19 protein-coding genes and 1 pseudogene are annotated in these 18,464 nt (G+C 36.0%); 17 read left to right on the top strand and 3 right to left on the bottom strand.

The features are described 5' to 3' along the window. The first annotated feature begins 129 nt into the window (after nt 1-129). From NST21_RS25130 to NST21_RS25120, 3 genes are all read left to right on the top strand, one after another. Nucleotides 130-330 carry a hypothetical protein gene (locus NST21_RS25130; protein ID WP_340891963.1) on the top strand — a complete coding sequence of 67 codons (201 nt, stop codon included), beginning with the start codon at nt 130-132 and terminating at the stop codon, nt 328-330. Then, complete coding sequence (gene nagZ / locus NST21_RS25125; RefSeq protein WP_340891960.1) at nt 327-1,619, top strand: beta-N-acetylhexosaminidase; 1,293 nt, start codon at nt 327-329, stop codon at nt 1,617-1,619. Before NST21_RS25130 ends, nagZ begins: the two co-directional genes overlap by 4 nt. Nucleotides 1,620-1,801: 182 nt before the next feature. After that, nucleotides 1,802-1,990 carry a hypothetical protein gene (locus tag NST21_RS25120; protein WP_053348810.1) on the top strand — a complete coding sequence of 63 codons (189 nt, stop codon included), beginning with the start codon at nt 1,802-1,804 and terminating at the stop codon, nt 1,988-1,990. 138 nt (nt 1,991-2,128) lie between these two features. Here NST21_RS25120 and NST21_RS25115 read toward each other — a convergent pair whose 3' ends face one another. Continuing rightward, nucleotides 2,129-2,530, bottom strand: a complete 402-nt coding sequence (locus NST21_RS25115) for an SET domain-containing protein (protein WP_053348811.1) — start codon at nt 2,528-2,530, stop codon at nt 2,129-2,131. A 487-nt stretch (nt 2,531-3,017) separates the two neighbouring features. Here NST21_RS25115 and NST21_RS25110 point away from each other — a divergent pair, with 487 nt between their 5' ends. The 10 genes and pseudogenes from NST21_RS25110 to NST21_RS25065 all read left to right on the top strand — a co-directional run. Then, nucleotides 3,018-3,362 (top strand): short-chain dehydrogenase, encoded by a 345-nt coding sequence (locus tag NST21_RS25110; RefSeq protein ID WP_445670579.1) that lies wholly within the window; start codon nt 3,018-3,020, stop codon nt 3,360-3,362. A gap of 394 nt (nt 3,363-3,756) precedes the next feature. Then, on the top strand, nt 3,757-4,473 hold the full coding sequence (locus tag NST21_RS25105) for a hypothetical protein (protein ID WP_340891957.1): 717 nt from the start codon (nt 3,757-3,759) through the stop codon (nt 4,471-4,473). Nucleotides 4,474-5,343: 870 nt separating this feature from the next. Beyond that, the gene (locus tag NST21_RS25100; RefSeq protein WP_340891956.1) at nt 5,344-5,553 is read left to right on the top strand and encodes a hypothetical protein; all 210 of its coding nucleotides are present in this window, start codon (nt 5,344-5,346) and stop codon (nt 5,551-5,553) included. Between the two features lie 260 nt (nt 5,554-5,813). Next, the gene (locus NST21_RS25095; RefSeq protein WP_340891955.1) at nt 5,814-6,233 is read left to right on the top strand and encodes a VOC family protein; all 420 of its coding nucleotides are present in this window, start codon (nt 5,814-5,816) and stop codon (nt 6,231-6,233) included. A 201-nt stretch (nt 6,234-6,434) separates the two neighbouring features. Continuing rightward, nucleotides 6,435-6,974: a GNAT family N-acetyltransferase gene (locus tag NST21_RS25090; RefSeq protein ID WP_340891954.1), complete on the top strand. Its 540-nt coding sequence runs from the start codon at nt 6,435-6,437 to the stop codon at nt 6,972-6,974. Between the two features lie 355 nt (nt 6,975-7,329). After that, a complete protein-coding gene (locus NST21_RS25085; RefSeq protein WP_340889556.1) occupies nt 7,330-7,830 on the top strand; it encodes a helix-turn-helix transcriptional regulator in 501 nt (166 codons plus the stop codon). Then, complete coding sequence (locus tag NST21_RS25080) at nt 7,820-8,200, top strand: hypothetical protein (protein WP_340891953.1); 381 nt, start codon at nt 7,820-7,822, stop codon at nt 8,198-8,200. Before NST21_RS25085 ends, NST21_RS25080 begins: the two co-directional genes overlap by 11 nt. A gap of 340 nt (nt 8,201-8,540) precedes the next feature. Beyond that, nucleotides 8,541-9,077, top strand: coding sequence for an AAA family ATPase (locus NST21_RS25075; protein ID WP_340891952.1), 537 nt, complete (start codon nt 8,541-8,543; stop codon nt 9,075-9,077). 334 nt (nt 9,078-9,411) lie between these two features. Then, complete coding sequence (locus tag NST21_RS25070; RefSeq protein ID WP_002144369.1) at nt 9,412-9,774, top strand: YrdB family protein; 363 nt, start codon at nt 9,412-9,414, stop codon at nt 9,772-9,774. Between the two features lie 182 nt (nt 9,775-9,956). After that, nucleotides 9,957-10,412: pseudogene (locus tag NST21_RS25065) on the top strand (methyltransferase); the annotation flags it as partial. Nucleotides 10,413-10,551: 139 nt separating this feature from the next. On the opposite strand, the gene NST21_RS25060 reads toward NST21_RS25065, so the two are convergent. Together NST21_RS25060 and NST21_RS25055 are read right to left on the bottom strand one after the other, a co-directional pair. Further along, the gene (locus NST21_RS25060; RefSeq protein WP_340891951.1) at nt 10,552-10,779 is read right to left on the bottom strand and encodes a DUF4030 domain-containing protein; all 228 of its coding nucleotides are present in this window, start codon (nt 10,777-10,779) and stop codon (nt 10,552-10,554) included. Between the two features lie 5 nt (nt 10,780-10,784). Beyond that, nucleotides 10,785-11,138 (bottom strand): hypothetical protein, encoded by a 354-nt coding sequence (locus tag NST21_RS25055; protein ID WP_340891950.1) that lies wholly within the window; start codon nt 11,136-11,138, stop codon nt 10,785-10,787. Between the two features lie 709 nt (nt 11,139-11,847). On the opposite strand from NST21_RS25055, the gene NST21_RS25050 reads away from it, so the two are divergent. The 4 genes from NST21_RS25050 (at nt 11,848) to NST21_RS25035 (ending at nt 18,337) form a co-directional block, all read left to right on the top strand. Beyond that, entirely contained in the window at nt 11,848-13,098 is a 1,251-nt protein-coding gene (locus tag NST21_RS25050) for an ArsR family transcriptional regulator (RefSeq protein ID WP_340892657.1), read from the top strand. Between the two features lie 291 nt (nt 13,099-13,389). After that, entirely contained in the window at nt 13,390-14,565 is a 1,176-nt protein-coding gene (locus NST21_RS25045; RefSeq protein WP_340891949.1) for a M20 family metallopeptidase, read from the top strand. A gap of 207 nt (nt 14,566-14,772) precedes the next feature. Further along, a complete protein-coding gene (locus tag NST21_RS25040) occupies nt 14,773-16,188 on the top strand; it encodes a YfcC family protein (RefSeq protein ID WP_340891948.1) in 1,416 nt (471 codons plus the stop codon). Between the two features lie 511 nt (nt 16,189-16,699). Beyond that, nucleotides 16,700-18,337, top strand: a complete 1,638-nt coding sequence (locus NST21_RS25035) for a M20/M25/M40 family metallo-hydrolase (protein ID WP_340891946.1) — start codon at nt 16,700-16,702, stop codon at nt 18,335-18,337. Nucleotides 18,338-18,464: the final 127 nt, after the last annotated feature.

The raw sequence follows: 18,464 nt of genomic DNA, 5'->3' as shown, positions 1-18,464 counted from the left end.
AAATTCCTAAGGAAGAAATAGAATAGGTCATTTATGAACATTATTAAGAGAGAACAAATAGAAATTACGATTTAAGCAGTACAGTCGAAAAAGAAAAATAAATTTTGCAGAAAAGGAATGACGGACAATATGAGTAATGAAGTGTCATTAGCAAAAGTAGAATTAATGAATAGTAAAGAGACTGTCTCTATTGATATTTTCAACGAGGACTGTAAGGAGGGCGTAACGTTAGTCCATATATGGGGAAGCAATGGGTATCTAATGAAGGGAATCTCCGGAAGGAAGCTTGCGGATTCTGATATGGAACGAAAGGATAAAAAAGTACAATGAAGAAAAAAAATAAGTATATCGTACTGCTCTTCATTGCTATCATTTCGTTATTAACGGTGGTGCTCGTTCAAATAAATATGGATACGAAATCCAAAGAAACCGAGAAGGTAGAAAACACAGCAGATAAAGAAAAAGAGCAAGGCGGTAAGGAAGAAACCGACATCAATGTCATCACAGATACTGATGAAAAAATAGAAGAATTGCTTGAAAACATGACGCTTGAAGAAAAAATTGGACAGCTAATGATGGTCGGTTTCAAAGGAACTGAAAAGAGCAGTGAAATTACGGAGCTAATCGAACAAAAACATATAGGGGGCATCATTTATTTTGACCGCAATATGAAATCGCCAAAACAAGTGGCGAAGTTATCCAATTCGCTTCAGCAATCGGCTGATCGTAGTTCGCATTCGCTTCCGCTTATGGTAGCCGTCGATCAGGAAGGCGGAGACATAATCCGAATGAGGGAACGAGTATCGCCAATCCCTTCGCAACAGGAACTTGGGGAAAATGCTTCTGTTGAAGACATGTACAAGGTGGCAAAATTGAACGGGACAGAACTGAACTCTATGGGGATTAATATAAATTTTGCTCCAGTTCTTGATTTATCAAAGACGGACAACCGTTCACTGGGAAAAGATCCAGAAAAGGTCTATCAATACGGAACGAAAGCGATTCAAGGCTTGAACGATGCTTCCGTTACTGGAGCATTGAAGCATTTTCCAGGAAACGGTCGCAGCGAGATTGACCCGCATGTCGAAACATCTTCTGTGGAAGCAAACCAGCTCGACCTGGAAAACTCGGATATTTATCCTTTCAAGAAAATAATTAGAGAAATGGATAACCAAAAGTTTTTCGTGATGGTCACCCACATTAAATATCCAGCTTATGATAAAGAAAAACCGGCAAGCCTGTCCAAGGTTATCATTGAAGACTTGCTTCGAGGAAAACTTGGATTTGAAGGGCTTGTCGTCACGGATGATTTGGAAATGGGCGCTGTGAATAAGTATTTTTCCTATAAAGATATGGGGAAAGAAGCAATCCTTGCAGGAGCGGATTTATTATTGGTCTGTCATGAATATTCGCATGAGCTTGAGGTATATAACGGTTTACTTGAAGCTGTGAAAGCAGGAGAAGTTCCTATGGAGCGAATTAACGAGTCAACGAAAAGAGTTCTAACTTATAAACTCTACAATATGAAGCAAACAAAGGTAGATCCAGGTCAAGCTGCAAAAGTGGTGAAAAGTCCTGAAAGCTTAGAGTATATTAACAGTCTGAACTTGGAGAAATAAAAGGAAAATCAACTATCAAAGCTTAGCCCTCGCTCAAATAAAACAGCGAAGGCTGGGTTTCGCGGGTCAAGTTTAAGAGTTTTTACCAGTCTGTTCAATGCAGGCTGAAGCTGCGGCCTGTTGTTTAAATCAACCGATAGAGGGAATACTATAATATAACCAACTTCAAGGAGGAAACTCATATGCCATCAAATAAAATGATTGGAACTGTCGTGATAGGAGCAGCAGCATATTTAATGCGCAATAAAAAAACTCGTGAAAAAACCATGAGTCAAATAAAATCCCTAGCCACTCCAGAAAACATTGATAAGGTTAAGAGCCAACTCCAATCCTTAACAAAATCAAAATCGAATAAGCCTTCCGCTCATTAAGTAAAAAAAATCCCCTTAAGTGATTGTGTAATTGCCACAATCCTTTTAAAGGGGATTTTTTATTGAACCTTGTTGTCTGTGTAAATGGCTCTCATTAATAAAGTATTACCTTCAGGTCATTCAAAAGTAACGGTGTTGTTACTCAGCGTCATCTTCACCATTATCTTCTTTATTGAACCATAAAGGATCTTCATTATCGACTTCACCATTATAATTAATAAGAATTTCTTCTCCTGCTTTTATGTCGGTGTAAGCGAAGAAATCAAACGTGTGGTTCTTAAAGTTTATGTCATAAGTAGCATTGGGAGTATAAGAGTGATTAAACAGCATGCCATATCCTAAAAGCATGGCAGTATGGTTAATTCCATACTCAAACGCGTAATCTGCAAGCAATGTTTTCTCTATGAAAACATGCTCTTCGTTTGGATAAGCAATAACAGGTGCTTCATGTAAAAGCTCACCTTTTTTAATGTCTTGTGTAGCGAATACGCCTCTATTGAACTCACCATCACTGAGTGTGGAAGTTTTAACTTCAATCATGTTCGTCACCTACTTGTTCTATTCTTTATAGTCTAGATCATCTAAGCTTGACAGTTAATAAGAAGAAAAGCAACTATTTTAGGGAATTAATCTTTTTCAAATGAAAAAGAAGGGATTGTTATATGTATATTAACACTTCCATTTAAATTGAAAGAATGAAAGTAGGATGTAAAAACTATTGCTGCTTCCCTAGACCTCGTAGAAAAATAAGGGCCGGCAATAATATAATCTCCTAACCAACATTTTACCATACATAGAATCCTTATGGCTGTAAGCGTGAATAGGTATGTACAGACCCACGTGCACAAATAAACCTTAATCTGTTTATTAGCTATCCGTTCGTTTAAGTACACTTTTACGAACTTTTTTTTGATTGTTACTTCTTTAAAATAGACTCTATTAAACAATGCTTTTGATTTTTCTTCTTCAACTAACGGGGCAGGTTAGTGCAATAAGCATTATACTATGTATCAGGAGGTCGATAATAATGCCTGTTCATGATTTTGGAATAATTGATAATATCGAAAATCTGAAAAGAAATATTGGTTATGAACCACAAAAATATAAATGTATTTCTGTTGATGATGAAATTATTAATCACTTAAATGAGCATTTATCTATTATGAAAACCTACTTTCATTCACTTGAACGCCCAGAGTTTGGGTTAGCTTACTGGGGAATTACAATTATTCCACCTGATTCTTTATCATTGTTTTATGATGTGATTACATCTTCAACGATGTATAAAAAATCTGCTGAACTTAATGAGTTAGCTTCTAAAATATTTCAGGCTAAAGAGGAAAATAAATACATGATACACTTTGGAATATAAGCCTTTTTGTTTTTTATCTTATCTAACCATCTCTTGTTCTCATATAGACGGACAGCATTCATGTAATAAATGAAAGTGGTAATTGTGTAGGTTTGTGAAACATTGTACTAAAACTAACGGGTGCGTTAGCTGAAGATCGGAGCTGTCTTTAAGGCACCTTTTTGTTATGCAACTATCGGGGCAGGATAGTTGAAGAGTGCTGTTTGATCTTTATTCAACAATTGGGCCATATTGTGGAACAACACATCCCCAACTGATAGTCCATTTCAGAGACTAACCTAAATATGGAGTGATATCCCATCTTTAGGTTTAGTTTCTGTTTAGGAAAACAAATGCCTATGGTATTTTTATAGAAATAGACTTGTTCTAAAAGAAGATTTGAGGGATTTATTTTATGAATGAATTTTGTGCTTGGGAAGAGTTAAAACAAAGATTTGGTCCCGATATTAAATTAGTGAACAGAATCATAATCATCGATTATGTATTTATGTTTTCATTTAGTTTGGCAGTATTCATCAATTATTTTTTTTCACTGGATTTTTCTTTATATTACCTTTATATTCCGTTTTTCACAATTGCTAGTGTTATCAATCGGTACAGTGAGAAAAAATTAAACCTGAAAGAACGATTGAAGGGTTCACAATTTAAAAAGAGAGTGGACACACCACTAAGAGTAATCTTCTTGTTGTTTTTATTAACGAGCATAGTATTAGGCTTTTTAAAAGAATCTGAGGAATTCAAAACACAAACAATCCATGAAGCGATTCAAGATTTTGGATATGAAACGAGATCGCCCACTTATATTCCTTTTAAACCCACTAAGGAGTACGGTTGGATTGATAAGGAATTAGACCAACTTCAGCTAAGCTATCAAAAAAGGATCTCTACTGAATTAGTTATTTATGTGGCCCCTCAAAAACCAGAATATTTTAATGAAAATGGGAAAAAAATTCATTTGTTTGAAAATAGTATTGGTTTTTATTCAGTGAGTGAAGGTGGAGACCCTAGGATAGATTGGGAACGGGATGGACTTTACTATTCCCTGGAATATGTTTCACAGGATCCTCCTACGAAATCAGAGATATTGAAGATTGTAAATTCAATGAAATAATACTTAAATGAACAACTCATTTTATTTTCTTTTTTAGGTTGAGTTGTTGTTCTAAATGGGGCTAATAGAGCTCAGGTTTTATTCAATTAAAGGGCGCGATTCTTGAAGAAGTTTCGCTTTTCTTAATGAACTAACGGGTGCGTTAGCTGAAGATCGGAGCTGTCTTTAAGGCAGCTTTTTTTTATGGAACTAAAGGGGCAGGTTAGTTGAAAATATTTTGGGTTTTTATGGTAACATAAGTAATAGGTCAAAGAACTAATTTTGAAGTTTAAAGCTAGGATAGATATCGTTAGGAAGAAAGGGATTACTCATGAAGAAAATAATGTTTAAACCAGAATATATTACAATGTTTTTGGGGTGTTTAGTAGGGATAGTGCTTCTCATAGAAATAGCAAGTAGACTGTTTTCTATGAAAGAAATAGTTTCTTTTTTTCTCATAATATCTTTACTTTCTGTTTTTAGTATTGATATAAAAAAAGGTGCCTTTAAGAAGGAAAAAAACAAATTCCCTATCAAATATTTTGTATTGATTTGTCTATTTTGTCTATTTTGTTTATTAACCATTATCTAATTTATGCTGTATTATTCTATTCATTATTGAACTAATTTCAATAAATTTGTGAAGGATTGTACTTAAACTAACGGGGCAGGTTAGTTTAAGTACATACTTTCACAAATTGTCTTCCTTATTTCATTTACATTTGTCTTACTGGGGTCACCATATCAAAAAAAGAACTGACGTATTTATATTACCTCTCACTAAAATGCCTTACAGAGCCATTTAAGTAGTAAATCATTTCCACTTTTTAGTTTTTTCTTTCCAGAAATAATGCTATTATTTGTAAAATACATATAATAAGGCGGGATCTTATGGATGAAAAAACTCAACTAGCTTTGATTTTTCTATTAATACCTCTGGCAATATCAATTTATTTTTGGTTTTCGGATTCAGCCTTATTACGAGGCGGATATGACTTAGCTATAGATGGTTTTGTAGTAGCCAGAGCCTTAATGATTATTTACACATTACATTTATTAGGAAAATTAGGAGAATGTATTATTAAGAACAAAAAAGATTAGTTATGAGCTAATCTTTTTTTGTTTTATAGATTGATGGATTAAATACTTCAATAAGGGAGGTTGCTGAAGCAACCTTTTTCTTAATTAACTAACAGGTGCTTTAGCTGAAGATCGGAGCTGTCATTAAGGCAGCTTTTTCTTTATGCAACTATCGAGGCAGGATAGTTGAATATGTAAAAGGGTAATTATGGATAATTAAAAGGGGTAAGATATATAAGTGGAGAATGAGTTTATTCAAGTAATTAAAGGGGGCGAACAGGGTGAATAAAAAATTATTAAGGGTAGGAACTACTTATATCCCAGTTTCAAATGTAGAACTTTCTTCTGAATGGTATGTAAACAAATTGGGGGCAGAGTTAAGCTATAAAGACGAAGACAAAGCAATTCTTAATTTTGCGAACCAAAGTATTTTCCTTGTTAAATCTAAAGAAAATCAAAGCTCAAATTTCTATGATATTTACGGTGTTGAGCGTTTTTCTATAACTTTTGAAGTTAATGGATTAAATGCTTTAGAAGCTATACATAGAGATTTTAGCGATAAACAGATTAGAGTTGGTGCAATTGAAAATAGAGGACATTCTGGAAGGAATTTCGTTTTCTTTGATTTAGATGGTAATAAATTTGATGTATGGAGTGAATTAAGTCCAATTTTCAAAGAAAAATACCTTATCTCGCAATAGAAAAGACTGTTTTCTAATAGAACTAACAGGTGCGTTAGCTGAAGATCAGAGCTGTCTTTAAGGCAACTTTTTCTTTATGCAACTATCGGGGCAGTTTAGTTGAAGAAGCGTAGTGTAGACGAACTGTGCAAAAACAAATACTCTTTGCCTTTAATAGATAGTATATAATGAAATATATTCCATTAAGGAAGGGGATTAATTGTGTTTTCCAGTGAGATTATCTATTTAAAAGAACTTAATTTATCAGATGCTGAAAATTTACTACAATTGCTAGTGGAAAATAAGGATTTCTTTGAACCATTCTCAATAAAACGTCCATCTAACTACTATTCTTTAGAAAAACAAAAGGAATTAATTATAACTTGGGAACAAAAATCAAAAGAAAATATTAAATACCAGTTTGGAATTTTTCTAAAAAAGAATCATGCACTAATAGGAACTATCAGCCTTTTTGAAATTATTCGCGGTCCCCTTCAAAGTGCATTGATAGGTTACTACTTAGATCAAAAAAATAACGGTAATGGTTACACTACAGAAGCTGTTAAAATGGTTGTAGATTATGCTTTTAGAACTCTTAATTTACATAGGATTGAGGCTGGCGTTATGCCACATAACATAGGTTCAATACGTGTTTTAGAAAAGGCAGGTTTTCATAAAGAAGGAATTGCAAAACAAAATATAAAAATAAATGATCGTTGGGAGGATCATCAGGTATTAGCCATAATAAATCCCAACGATTAATTTTCATTGTCTGCCCATCTTTCAATTTGATTTTCAACCACTCTAATGCAGTGGTTTTTTCATTTAATGTACAGTTGATGTCAAATTCTACAATCGGTCTTCTTCAACTAACGAGAGCTCTACTTTATTATCAGGATCTGATCAGCAGCTCCTTTTCTTATGCAACTATAGGGGCAGGTTAGTTCAACAAGCTTTAATTAAGAAATATTCCCATTTCAAACTTATTTAGAGCAAGGTTATTTCTTGCTTTTTTCTTTGTGTTTTAAAGTTGCTTTTTATTCAAAAAGGGTATTTTTTTTGTTGAAAAATAATACTATTAGTGTAAAATTACACTAAAAAGGAGTATTTAGTATATATGGAAAAAGAAGAATTCATCAATTTAATATCAGAAAAAATGAAACTTGTCCGAACAGAACAAAGTTTTTCTCAAGATAAGATGTCTGAAATTCTAGGGATTTCAAAAAAAACACTAGTTCAAATTGAAAAAAGAAGAACAGAAGCCAATTGGACCACCGTTGTTGCATTTTGTGCTTTGTTTAATCATAGCCAATTGTTGATATCATCAATTGGTGACAATCCAGTTGATTTTGTTCAGTTAATTGCTAGCAAAAATGGTGGTACGCCTAAAGAAAAAACAATGGGTGGTAAGGTATGGTGGAAAGAAATCGAGTATAGAGGGGATTTTCGTTTGCAACAAAATTTGATTAGTAACCATTACCGTATATTGGATCAATATGATTATCGTTGGCATAGTTCTTTTAATAAAGAAGAGAGTTTAAGTCGTTTAAATGAATTACAGGCGGTGGGGACTATCGAGATAGACAAAGGTATAGGGATGGGGATATATGAAGAATAAGATTTTAGTTACAGTATTGATAATCAGTATAGGGATTAATTTGTTTTCATTTGGAAGATGGTATTTTTTGGAACAAGCGTATGAACCGTCCGAAAGTGAACAGGCTATTTTAAGTGAAATGGTGCTGAAAACAGTTGAGAGTGAAGATTATAAAAAGATAGCAGAAAAAGAGAATATCATTGCTATTGATAGAAGTATGGATAAAAATAAAGGTGGAATGTTCCCAAAATATTTTGAGGTAAGTGTTCGTACTGATAAGCAGACCTATCTTTTTTCTTGTAATAATGACCAATGCTCAAAAATGGAAAATGAAGGTTGGACTTACTCTATATATCAAGACGAAAGTCCACGACTTCCATTTAAAAAATAGAGAAAAGCCAAAAAATAATTGAAATAAAAGAAAGCCTACTTCCTTAAATAGCAAGGATCGTAGGCTTTCTTTATTCTTATAGGTGTTTAATTTACAATAAAGTCGTACCGATTTGAAAAAAGTTTAACCCTTATTCTTATGGAACTATAGGGGCAGGTTAGTGGAAGAGGGATAATGGGGATTTGTTGCATTATTAATTAAGATATTTGATATTATACATTTAAAATCATCTTAAAAATACTCAATAAAGATTCCTATCAACGCAGGATATTAAGTTCCGTAATAAGTTTGGTAATATATCATAGTTAAAATAATAATTCATTTCAAAGGAAGTGATTTTTTGAATACAAAAAGAACAGTCTTTTTAATAAGTGGTCCCCCTGGGTCTGGAAAGAGTACATTGGCTGATAAGATATGTAAAAGTATAAACGGGTTATGTGTACATATAGAGGGAGATCTGTTATACAATTTGGTAAAGAAAGGATGGGTACATCCTTGTGATGATCACGATAATTTTTTTCTGAATGTCTTATGGGACAATATAGTTGCTCTGGTTGAAAATTTTACAAAAAATAATATGAATGTAGTTACTGATTACGTTTTTTCTAAAGAACAGATATTTTCTGTTATAGATAGAATAAAGAATTTAGATATTAACATTAAGGTAATAGTAATTAAAAGTGAGATAAATACCCTAATTAATAGGGATAGACGACGAAGTGGAGTTGCGTATGTAGGAGAAGAAAGAATTAGACAAATTGTTAAAGATTTTAATTTAAATAAATTTCCAGAAAGATTAATAATTGATAATAATGATTCAAGTTTAGAGGACCTTGTAAATATCGTTTTGAACGAAGACAGGTTTACCGTGAATTAATTTGTAATATTAGCTTAAGGCATATCTTAATAAGTCAAAAATCAAAACAAAAACTTTCTTAATCAACTAACGGGTGCGTTAGCTTAAGATCAGAGCTGTCTTTTAGGCAGCTTTTTCTTTATGCAACTATCGGGGCAGGATAGTTGAAGAGTGTTGTTTAATCTTTGTTCAACAATTGGGCCATTTTCTGGAATAAAGCGATTGCTCAAATTACGGAATTTTGAAATAATTGTTATTAAGTTAAAGGGCAGATTTTAGAATATGGCCGAAACATATTGTATATAAAAAAATTAACATTAGTTTCTTAATTCTTTTTATTGGGAGGAAGAGTCGGATGGAAATAAAATGGATAGGTGTTAGCGTCCTCACCGGATTCTTTCTACTGGAGCTTGGTGCAATGGCTGCGTTCAGTTACTGGGGTTATCATATCAAGACAGGGGCAGCGGTCAAAATTATACTCGCGGTTGCCACGCCACTAGTCATAGCCACTCTATGGGGTATGTTTCTCTCCCCGAAGGCGTCGCTCCCCATCTTCTCCTTCCCCATACGAACTACGCTTAAGCTGGTTGTGTTCATTGTTGCTTCCGCAGCTTTGTACGCAAGTGGGCAAAGCGCGTTCGCAGTTACTTTTCTGACGGTGTCCCTTCTTATCGTGGCAGCAGTCTTCATCTTGAAGCTTCATAAAGTAAATATGTGAAGTGGATTAGTCTAAAATCGAACTTCGATAATCGGGCGCTATCCTGGAACAAGGATAAGCGCTCATTTTCCTTTTTAGGGCCATTTTGTAGAAGAAGGGATATTTCCTATTTTTAACGAATACAGAATTAAAATAAACTTATCAAAAGTGGTGAGGTAGATAGAAAAAAAGTTAATTTCTTTTTGGACTGTAAAACGGAAAAACATATTATTAACAGACTTCGAAGCGCCGGTTGTGTTTTCGCAGAAGATGAGACCCGGTTAATTATCTCAGAGGCAAGGACTCTAGAGGACCTCGATAAAATGGTAGAAATGCGAGCCAACGGTTTACCTCTTGAATACGTTGTTGGATGCACAGATTTCTGTGGTCTGCGGATAGAAGTGGATCAGGGCGTTTTCGTTCCACGCAAACGTACCGAGTTTCTTGTTCGCCAGGCAGAAGCCCTGTCATGTTCTGGTGATATCGTCGTTGACCTATGTTGTGGGTCAGGTGCTGTGGGTGTAGCACTGGCTACAGCTTTGGGACGGGTTGTGTTGTACTCTGTTGACATTGACCCTGTCGCAGTACGATGTGCTGAACGCAACGTAACGATTTTCGATGGTCACGTTTTTGAAGGTGACCTGTATAAGGCCTTACCGGGTCTCGGAATCAAAATGCGGAAAACATACGCTAAGCAAAATTCGACATCAAAAAAGCCGAGTTTTCCTACTCTAAGGAAATTCGGCTTTCTTATTATTCAATAAACCATTCACAATATTATACACGCCTATTGCATCATCAATTTAGTTTCTGCTTATCTTTGCTTCTAATGATAATTTTATATGGTTCTCCATCAATCTTACTCTTTATTTCTTTAGAATTTAAGAATTCATTGATGGTTTTTTCTATAATATGAACCTTTTCAGGTGCATCTTTATCTGAACTATTTATTGATGTTTTTATAATAATTTGAAGTGGCGCTGGATGAAGTGAGTAAGCAAATCCTGTTACTTTGTATTTCTTCATTGCCGTTAATCCTTCATAAATCGCTGGAAATATTTCATTCCACTTGGCTTCTTTTCTCTTTGAACAAGATCTATTTTATTGATCTTAATAGAGTATGACTCAATATTGTTTACCCTTAAACTTTCATTGGTAATTCCCTTTATTTCTTCTATCCTTTTTTCAGTTTTAGGAACATCTATTTCGATTATCACTTTATTTGAGTTGGGAGAAGGATAGGAATACCCGTGAGAAAGCACATTGAATTGTAATTTAATCAATTGGTCATAAATCCCCTTCAACGTTTCTTCGATTGCCTTGTCTCTCTCTGAGATCGGTGGAACTTTATCAATCTGTCTTTTTACTTCAAGGGGTACAGACATGACGTTACCCCTTTAGGATTTAAAACCATTGGATGCTCCTGAAGGATAAAAATATAGTCTCAAGGCTATTAATCTATAATAAAGGAGACATCCTTAAAGGAACTTTTACGAACGGGTTGATGAGTAGCTATTATGAGCAACCCTAACCAAACAATCTGCCAGAATCGGCAGCAGCATCACCTTCGCGACGGCCCTTGTACCCTGCTTAGACAAGATGCACCAAATAAGTTAGGAAAATACCATGTTAAGATCGAAAGAAGAAAGGTTTGCTAGCAGTTCTGAGTATGCAATGAGAGAATCTGCTCCTACTGTAGAACCGGAAGGTAATGAACAAATACCAAAGCAAACAACAAGCTTTTGATTTTGATATTGATGTGAAATAGAAAATCACATTATCGGCAGAAGCCATGAAAGAAATGATTAGTCGTTTAAATATAAGCCTTCACAAATTTTAAAGTTAGTTGATTAAGTTTAATCCACCAAAATTTCATACAAGGTACACTCATATATTGCATCACTCCATTCAATAATGAATTTATCTATGATGAAGGCTAAATTTTAGAGTTGGTTGATTTCATAAATCAGAGTAAAGTTTTACACATGTTAAAATAATAATGACAATAAACTAAAAATCCCCATAGAAAGGTTGATTAGAAATTTGAAGAAAATTCGATTGGGTTTGTTTGGTGCGGAAGATTCTATAGAAATTATGGAATCAGTGATCTTGAAATATCCTGAATTCAGTTGCGTTCCTATTTCCTACTGGCACGATGACGAAATTATAGAAAAATTGACAACATACATGCAAGATGTTGATATGTGGCTTTTTTCTGGACAAATTCCCTATTGGTATGCAAAAAAATGGGCTGGAATCGCCCAGCCAATGTTTTACGTACCATCTTCCGGATCCAGTTTATATAAGACTTTGTTGCATATAGCCTATCATCAGAAGATCTCTTTCAACCAGGTAAGCTTTGATACGTTCCATCCTTCTGAACTAGAACGGGTTTTCCTGGAGTCCGAGATAACTCATGAACCCTTGTATTTAAAACACTATGAAGGGGAGATCCACACGGATGAAGTGGTACGATATCACTACGAACTATGGAAAAAAGGAAAGACCATGGCTGCTGTCACTTGTCTCAAAAATGCTCAGTATAAACTTAAGAGTCTTGGCGTACCCGCATTTCGAGTCCTTCCAGCACAATCAGCTGTAGTCTCGACTTTGGCCCTTATTCGCCAGACACATGAAACACTGCACTTTAAGGATTCCCAGATCGCGGTACAGATGATCGAATTCGATTCTTTTTCCAGTTTAACGAAGGATACCTACTCAACTGATGAAATCTATAAAATTGAAATCAAAATGACCGAAAAGCTGCTCGAATACGCTAAAAAAATAAATGGGTCTCTTAAATCCGCCGGGCCTGGACGTTACGTGATATTTACGACGCGCGGACTCCTGCAAGAGATGACCAAAGATTTTACAGTAGTACCGGATCTGGCGGTCCTGCAACTGACCGGAAATAACGCAGTCACATGCGGAATTGGAATTGGACAAACTGCCTATGAGGCAGAGATCAATGCTGGAACCGCCTTGTTGCATGCAAAAGAATACCAAAAAGGATCATCGATGGTCGTCTTTGACGACAATACGATTGAAGGACCATTGGGACAGCCTGAGCAAATCACCTATGGATTTGCATCGGAAAAGCTACAATCATTAAGTGAACAGACAACGCTTAGTGTTACCACTTTAAGTAAACTGGAATCCATCTTGAGAAAAATTAGAAAGATGGAAATCAATGCTCATGATCTTGCTCAACATATGAATATTATGCCACGAAGCGCCCGTAGAATCTTGACAGAGTTAGAATCAAAAGGATTGGCACAAGTGGTAGCTGAGGAAAATCCCCACCCGAGAGGGAGGCCAAGAAAAATATATCGCATCATGCTATGACAAGATACTTTGCTATCTTGTCTTTTTTTCTTAAACGGAATAGACAGCACATTAAAAAAGCTGTTGGAAGGTACCTTTGATAAAAGCATATGGACGTAAGAAAGGAAGTCGTTCACATCATATTTTACAGAGAAGCCTTACTACTAAGTTTTTTCGCTTCGCCACTTTCCTTCTTGAAATGTCAGAAAATTAATACTAGCGCAAATTATCAAATTCAGTGTATAATTATGGCTGCGGCCGTAAATAAGCCTAAAATAAAAATTAAGACACATTGTCTTAGGAGGTTAAGATTTGAAAAATACTGCATTTAGTAATCTCGTTGAAGCGATTGAGGATGAAGTGATTGATTGGAGGAGATATCTTCATAAATATCCAGAATTGTCCTTTAAGGAGGAAAAGACATCACAGTTCATTTATGATACCCTCCAGTCTTTCGACAATCTAGAAATTTCCCGCCCCACGAAAACCAGTGTGATGGCGCGCCTGATTGGGGCTCATCCAGGGAAAGTGCTAGCGATTCGAGCAGACATCGATGCCCTACCGATCCAAGAAGAGAATTCATTTTCATTTTCCTCCAAAACTCCAGGCGTCATGCACGCTTGCGGTCATGATGGCCATACAGCCATTCTACTGGGAACAGCCAAGATTCTTTCTACTTTACAGGATAAAATTAAAGGCGAAGTTCGCTTTCTGTTCCAGCATGCCGAAGAGTTAGCGCCGGGTGGCGCTGAAGAAATGGTACGTGCGGGTGTGATGAACGAAGTCGACGTGGTCATTGGAACCCATCTCTGGTCATCGCTGGAAACGGGGGAAATTGGTGTTGCGCACGGCCCCGTGATGGCCTCACCCGATACGTTTTCCATCACCATTACCGGTCACGGAGGACATGCCGGGCTTCCGCATCAAACCGTCGATGCCATTGCCATTGGAGCGCAAGTTGTCACTAACTTGCAGCATATTGTATCCCGAAATGTGGATCCATTAGACAGCTTAGTCCTTTCCATTACCAAATTAGCAGGCGGTTCAGCAATGAATATCATTTCGGGTTCCGTCGAAATCGCAGGGACAGTTCGTCTTTTTAGCACCGAACTTCGCCCAACCATCTGTGGATTGATGGAACGGATCGTAAAAGGGATAACGGAAGCACATGGCGCTTCCTATATTCTTGAGTACCATGAAGGTGTCCACCCAGTCGTGAACGATAAGAAAGTGGCTTGTGTAATTGAAGAAACTGTATGTGAACTATGGGGAGACGAAGCGTTGACTTTGATGAAACCTAATATGGGTAGCGAGGATTTCTCTGCTTTTCTGAAGAAAGCACCGGGTACCTATTTTTTCACAGGTGCAGGTAATAAGGAAAAAGGAACTGACTACCCTCATCACCATCCTCGTTTCGACATTGATGAAAGCGCTTTATTGAACGGGGTTAATATGTTTGTTCATGCAACCTTTAAGCTCCTCGATTAATGGACAAATCTTATCACTGTATAGTGAATTAGGGACCTAGGGGAAAAGATGCTCATAAGTTGACGGAGCGCTATATTGATAATGCGTTTGATGTCATAAATGATATGTTGTCAGTTATGCTTCGTCAACTACTGAAGTCACGGAAAAATTAAATGTAAAAAGTAAAAAGAGTTGTTTATAGTTTACTTTTTGCAGAAGGAGGGGCCAATGAAAACTGAAGTTAAAAAAATAAAAACAGAAAGACGATTTACATTAAAAATGCCGGATACTTTTGTCTTACTTTTCATTATCTTACTATTGTCTGCACTAGCCACTTATCTCGTTCCTGCAGGTCAATTTGAACGAAAAGTAGCAGATGGATTATCTGTGGTAGTACCTGGTACTTATCATAGTGTAGAGGGCAGCACAATTGGGATTATGGATATACTTCTTTCTCTACAAACGGGAATGATCGAATCTGCGAGTATCATTTTCCTCGTCTTGTTTATCGGTGGACTAATGGAAGTTATTGAAGTGACGGGATCTATTAAAGCAGGTGTAATGAGCGCGATAGAAAAAACAAAGGGAAATGAATTTATTTTAATTGCCGTAATTACTATTCTTTTTGCCTTAGGAGGAGCCGTTGGCGCTGTCGCGAACTCTGTCATTGCCTTTGTTTCCATTGGAATGATTATTGCCAAAGCCTTACGACTCGATCCTATCATCGCCGTGGCTATCACATTCGGAGCCACCTTCGCAGGTTTTAATGTTGGATTCATCAATCCTTATTCAGTTGGGATAGCCCATAAAATCGCAGAATTGCCGCTATTCTCCGGCCTACTCTTCCGTGTCATTGTTTTTATTGTAATTGTTGCGGTTACGATCTGGTACACATGGCGGTATGCAAAAAAAGTGTTAAAAAATCCTAATAATAGTATCCTTTCTAATCTACAGTTTGATGCAAACGGGAATGAAAATGACCTTCAAAGTAAATTTACAAATAAACATAAGGCTATATTAATCTTTATCGGTCTTGCTTTTGCATTTATGGTTTATGCCACTCTACAATTTAAGTGGACGCTTGATCACATGTCTGCCTACTTCTTCGGAATTGCTATTGTGGTTGGTCTGATAGGAAAAATTCATTACAATCAGTTTGTCACTCATTTCATAAAGGGTGCTGAAAAGTTACTTTATGGAGCTCTCATTGTTGGAGCTGCGCGTGCAATACTAGTTATATTGGAACAAGGGAAAATTCTAGATACAATCGTGTATAGTTTATCCAATTTATTTACCGATCTGTCGCCAATAACGGCCACGTTGGCCATGTTTATCTCCAATACTGTCATCAGTGTCGTAGTTCCATCTGGAAGTGGACAAGCCGTAATTATCATGCCAATCATAACCCCGTTAGCTGATATGCTAGGAATTACAAGACAAGTCGCGGTTCAAACCTATTTGTTTGGTGACGGATTTACTAACAGTATAATGCCTACATCGGGGCCTTTAATGGCAAGTCTTGCTATAGCTGGAGTTCCCTATATTAAGTGGTTCAAATGGATGCTGCCCCTTTTCCTCATTTGGGTGGGCATCGCTATCATTACACTGGTGATTGGGGTTTTAATAAATTGGGGCCCGTTTTAGAGGTATCAAGGATTACAACGAATGAAAGATAATCACATAGCTTCCTAACTGTCGTTTATCTGTGAGATTGAATAATTGGTAATTAGCTCCACCATACTTCGGACAGACTCCTCCTACTGGGGGTTCCGGTATCAAAACGCGGAAAACATACGCTTAGGTCGTGTTCAAAAAACCCTGATTTTCTTAACACCTTATTATTAAAGGATTTAGGAGGGTTTAGCTCTGTTGTAAATGTTCAGTAAATCATCTCTTAATCTATGTTCAGGTAAAAGATTAAAAGCGTATCATGTGAAAAATGTATCGAATAGATTTGGTATGACTCCTAAAAAAAATCCTTACAAAATCAAAGCGCTCTATTAAGGTGATTAATTTTACACTTAACTGGAGCTTCTGCAACCTCTAGTTGTAACAAGGTATTTTAGGCACAACTATATATTCGATTGTATATAAGTACAAATACTACAAAAACACCGGTTTTTTCCTAAAAACCTAAACGGGAAGAGGTAAGTAAATGAATGCACTAGAAAATAAATGGCAAACAAAAAATCAATTAGTGGACTTACTGTGTGAACTTGTCGAAATTCCTAGTGTAACCAACACTATTGATGAAATCAATGTTGCTGAGTATGTTGAAAAAAAGCTTCGTGAGCTTCCTTATTTTCAAGAGAATAAGGAGTATTTAAATCTTCATTTAACAGAGGATAATCGTAAATTTGTTACTGCTCTTGTTAAAAAAGGAATCAATGAAAAAAGGACTGTTATTCTCGTAAGTCATTTTGATGTTGTGGGTGTAGAGGATTATGGGGATTGGAAAGAATTTGCTTTTAATCCAAAAAAACTAACCCAATTATTTTATGAAAATAAGAAGGATATGCCTCAAGATGTACAAAAGGACTTGGAAGAAGGAAATTGGCTGTTCGGCAGAGGGACAATGGATATGAAGTGTGGGTTAGTCCTTCACATGTCCCTTATTGAAGAAGCGTGTTCTGAATCGTTTGATGGCAATTTACTGCTTTTAACGGTATGTGATGAAGAAGTGAACTCTGTAGGGATGCGGAATGCTGCACCGATTCTTTTGGAAATGGCGAAACAGCATAATTTGGAATATAAAGCTTGTTTAAATTCAGAGCCAATGTTTGCTAGGTATCCGGGTGATGAGAATAAGTATATCTATTCAGGATCAATAGGAAAAATATTGCCTGGATTTCTCTGCTATGGAAAGGAAACGCATGTTGGTGAGCCTTTTTCAGGTTTAAATGGGAATTATATGGCCTCTCAATTGACATGTGAGTTAGAACTAAATACAGATTTTTGTGAAGTTGTTGAGGGTGAGGTTACTCCTCCTCTCACAAATCTCATGCAGAAGGACTTAAAACAAGAATATAATGTACAAATTCCACATCGCGCAGTAACCTTATTTAACTTGTTCATGATGGATCAGTCGATGGATCAAATAGTGAAACAGCTAAGGGAAAGTGCAGAAAAAGTGGCACGAAGTATTGAACAAGGGTATGAAAAAAGAGCGATCCACTTTTCTACACTAGAGGATTCCATAGTGAGGAATGTCAATGTAAAAGTTATCAATTTTGATGAATTATTGCATTACGCTTTACAAACCTATGGGAAAGAAAAAGTAGAACATATTCAGGCAAATGTGATGAACAATAGAGGAAGGAAGGACGATCGCGATGTATCTATTCATTTGGTTGATGAACTAGCCATTCTATGTAAAGAACTTTCGCCAATGATTGTGCTTTTCTTTGCTCCACCTTATTACCCAGCGGTAAGCTCTCGAAATCATCCGTGTATTCGACGGGTAGTTGATGAAATCATTGGTTATGCGAAAAATCAATATAACTTAGAGCTTAATGAACAAAATTATTTTGCAGGATTATCCGATCTAAGCTATGTAGGTTTAGAGAAAACTGCCTCCAGCTTAGGATGCCTTATTTCTAATATGCCACTTTGGGATCAAGGTTATAGTATTCCTTTAGATGTATTAGAAGAACTAAATATTCCAGTACTAAACCTTGGCCCTGTAGGGAAAGATGCCCATAAATGGACGGAACGATTAGATGTTGACAATGCATTCGACGTATTAAGAGAAATGCTCCCGATTACTATTAATCAATTATTAAAAGACAAGTAATAGTTTGCAAATTTAATGTGACAAGTGTTTGTATTGGGATACATTTCACCGATATAATTACATTCAAAAACGCCATGTGTTTATCAATAGACGCATAGCGTTTTTGTTTTTGTCCAGCTTCAACACC

This window comes from Peribacillus sp. FSL K6-1552, from assembly GCF_038005205.1.
Taxonomy (GTDB): Bacteria; Bacillota; Bacilli; order Bacillales; family DSM-1321; genus Peribacillus; species Peribacillus butanolivorans.
The sequence above is the reverse complement of the archived record's forward strand: the minus strand, read 5'-3'. Positions and strand labels throughout refer to the sequence as shown.

Bases quoted from the DNA above. Each gene is read 5' to 3' on its own strand.
- NST21_RS25115 (WP_053348811.1), bottom strand. From the start codon at position 2,530: ATGATTGAAGTTAAAACTTCCACACTCAGTGATGGTGAGTTCAATAGA.
- NST21_RS25120 (WP_053348810.1), top strand. From the start codon at position 1,802: ATGCCATCAAATAAAATGATTGGAACTGTCGTGATAGGAGCAGCAGCA.
- NST21_RS25070 (WP_002144369.1), top strand. From the start codon at position 9,412: ATGGAAATAAAATGGATAGGTGTTAGCGTCCTCACCGGATTCTTTCTA.
- NST21_RS25035 (WP_340891946.1), top strand. From the start codon at position 16,700: ATGAATGCACTAGAAAATAAATGGCAAACAAAAAATCAATTAGTGGAC.
- NST21_RS25050 (WP_340892657.1), top strand. From the start codon at position 11,848: ATGGAATCAGTGATCTTGAAATATCCTGAATTCAGTTGCGTTCCTATT.
- NST21_RS25055 (WP_340891950.1), bottom strand. From the start codon at position 11,138: ATGTCTGTACCCCTTGAAGTAAAAAGACAGATTGATAAAGTTCCACCG.
- NST21_RS25080 (WP_340891953.1), top strand. From the start codon at position 7,820: ATGAAGAATAAGATTTTAGTTACAGTATTGATAATCAGTATAGGGATT.
- NST21_RS25085 (WP_340889556.1), top strand. From the start codon at position 7,330: ATGGAAAAAGAAGAATTCATCAATTTAATATCAGAAAAAATGAAACTT.
- NST21_RS25110 (WP_445670579.1), top strand. From the start codon at position 3,018: ATGCCTGTTCATGATTTTGGAATAATTGATAATATCGAAAATCTGAAA.
- NST21_RS25040 (WP_340891948.1), top strand. From the start codon at position 14,773: ATGAAAACTGAAGTTAAAAAAATAAAAACAGAAAGACGATTTACATTA.
- nagZ (WP_340891960.1), top strand. From the start codon at position 327: ATGAAGAAAAAAAATAAGTATATCGTACTGCTCTTCATTGCTATCATT.
- NST21_RS25105 (WP_340891957.1), top strand. From the start codon at position 3,757: ATGAATGAATTTTGTGCTTGGGAAGAGTTAAAACAAAGATTTGGTCCC.
- NST21_RS25060 (WP_340891951.1), bottom strand. From the start codon at position 10,779: ATGAAGAAATACAAAGTAACAGGATTTGCTTACTCACTTCATCCAGCG.
- NST21_RS25100 (WP_340891956.1), top strand. From the start codon at position 5,344: ATGGATGAAAAAACTCAACTAGCTTTGATTTTTCTATTAATACCTCTG.
- NST21_RS25130 (WP_340891963.1), top strand. From the start codon at position 130: ATGAGTAATGAAGTGTCATTAGCAAAAGTAGAATTAATGAATAGTAAA.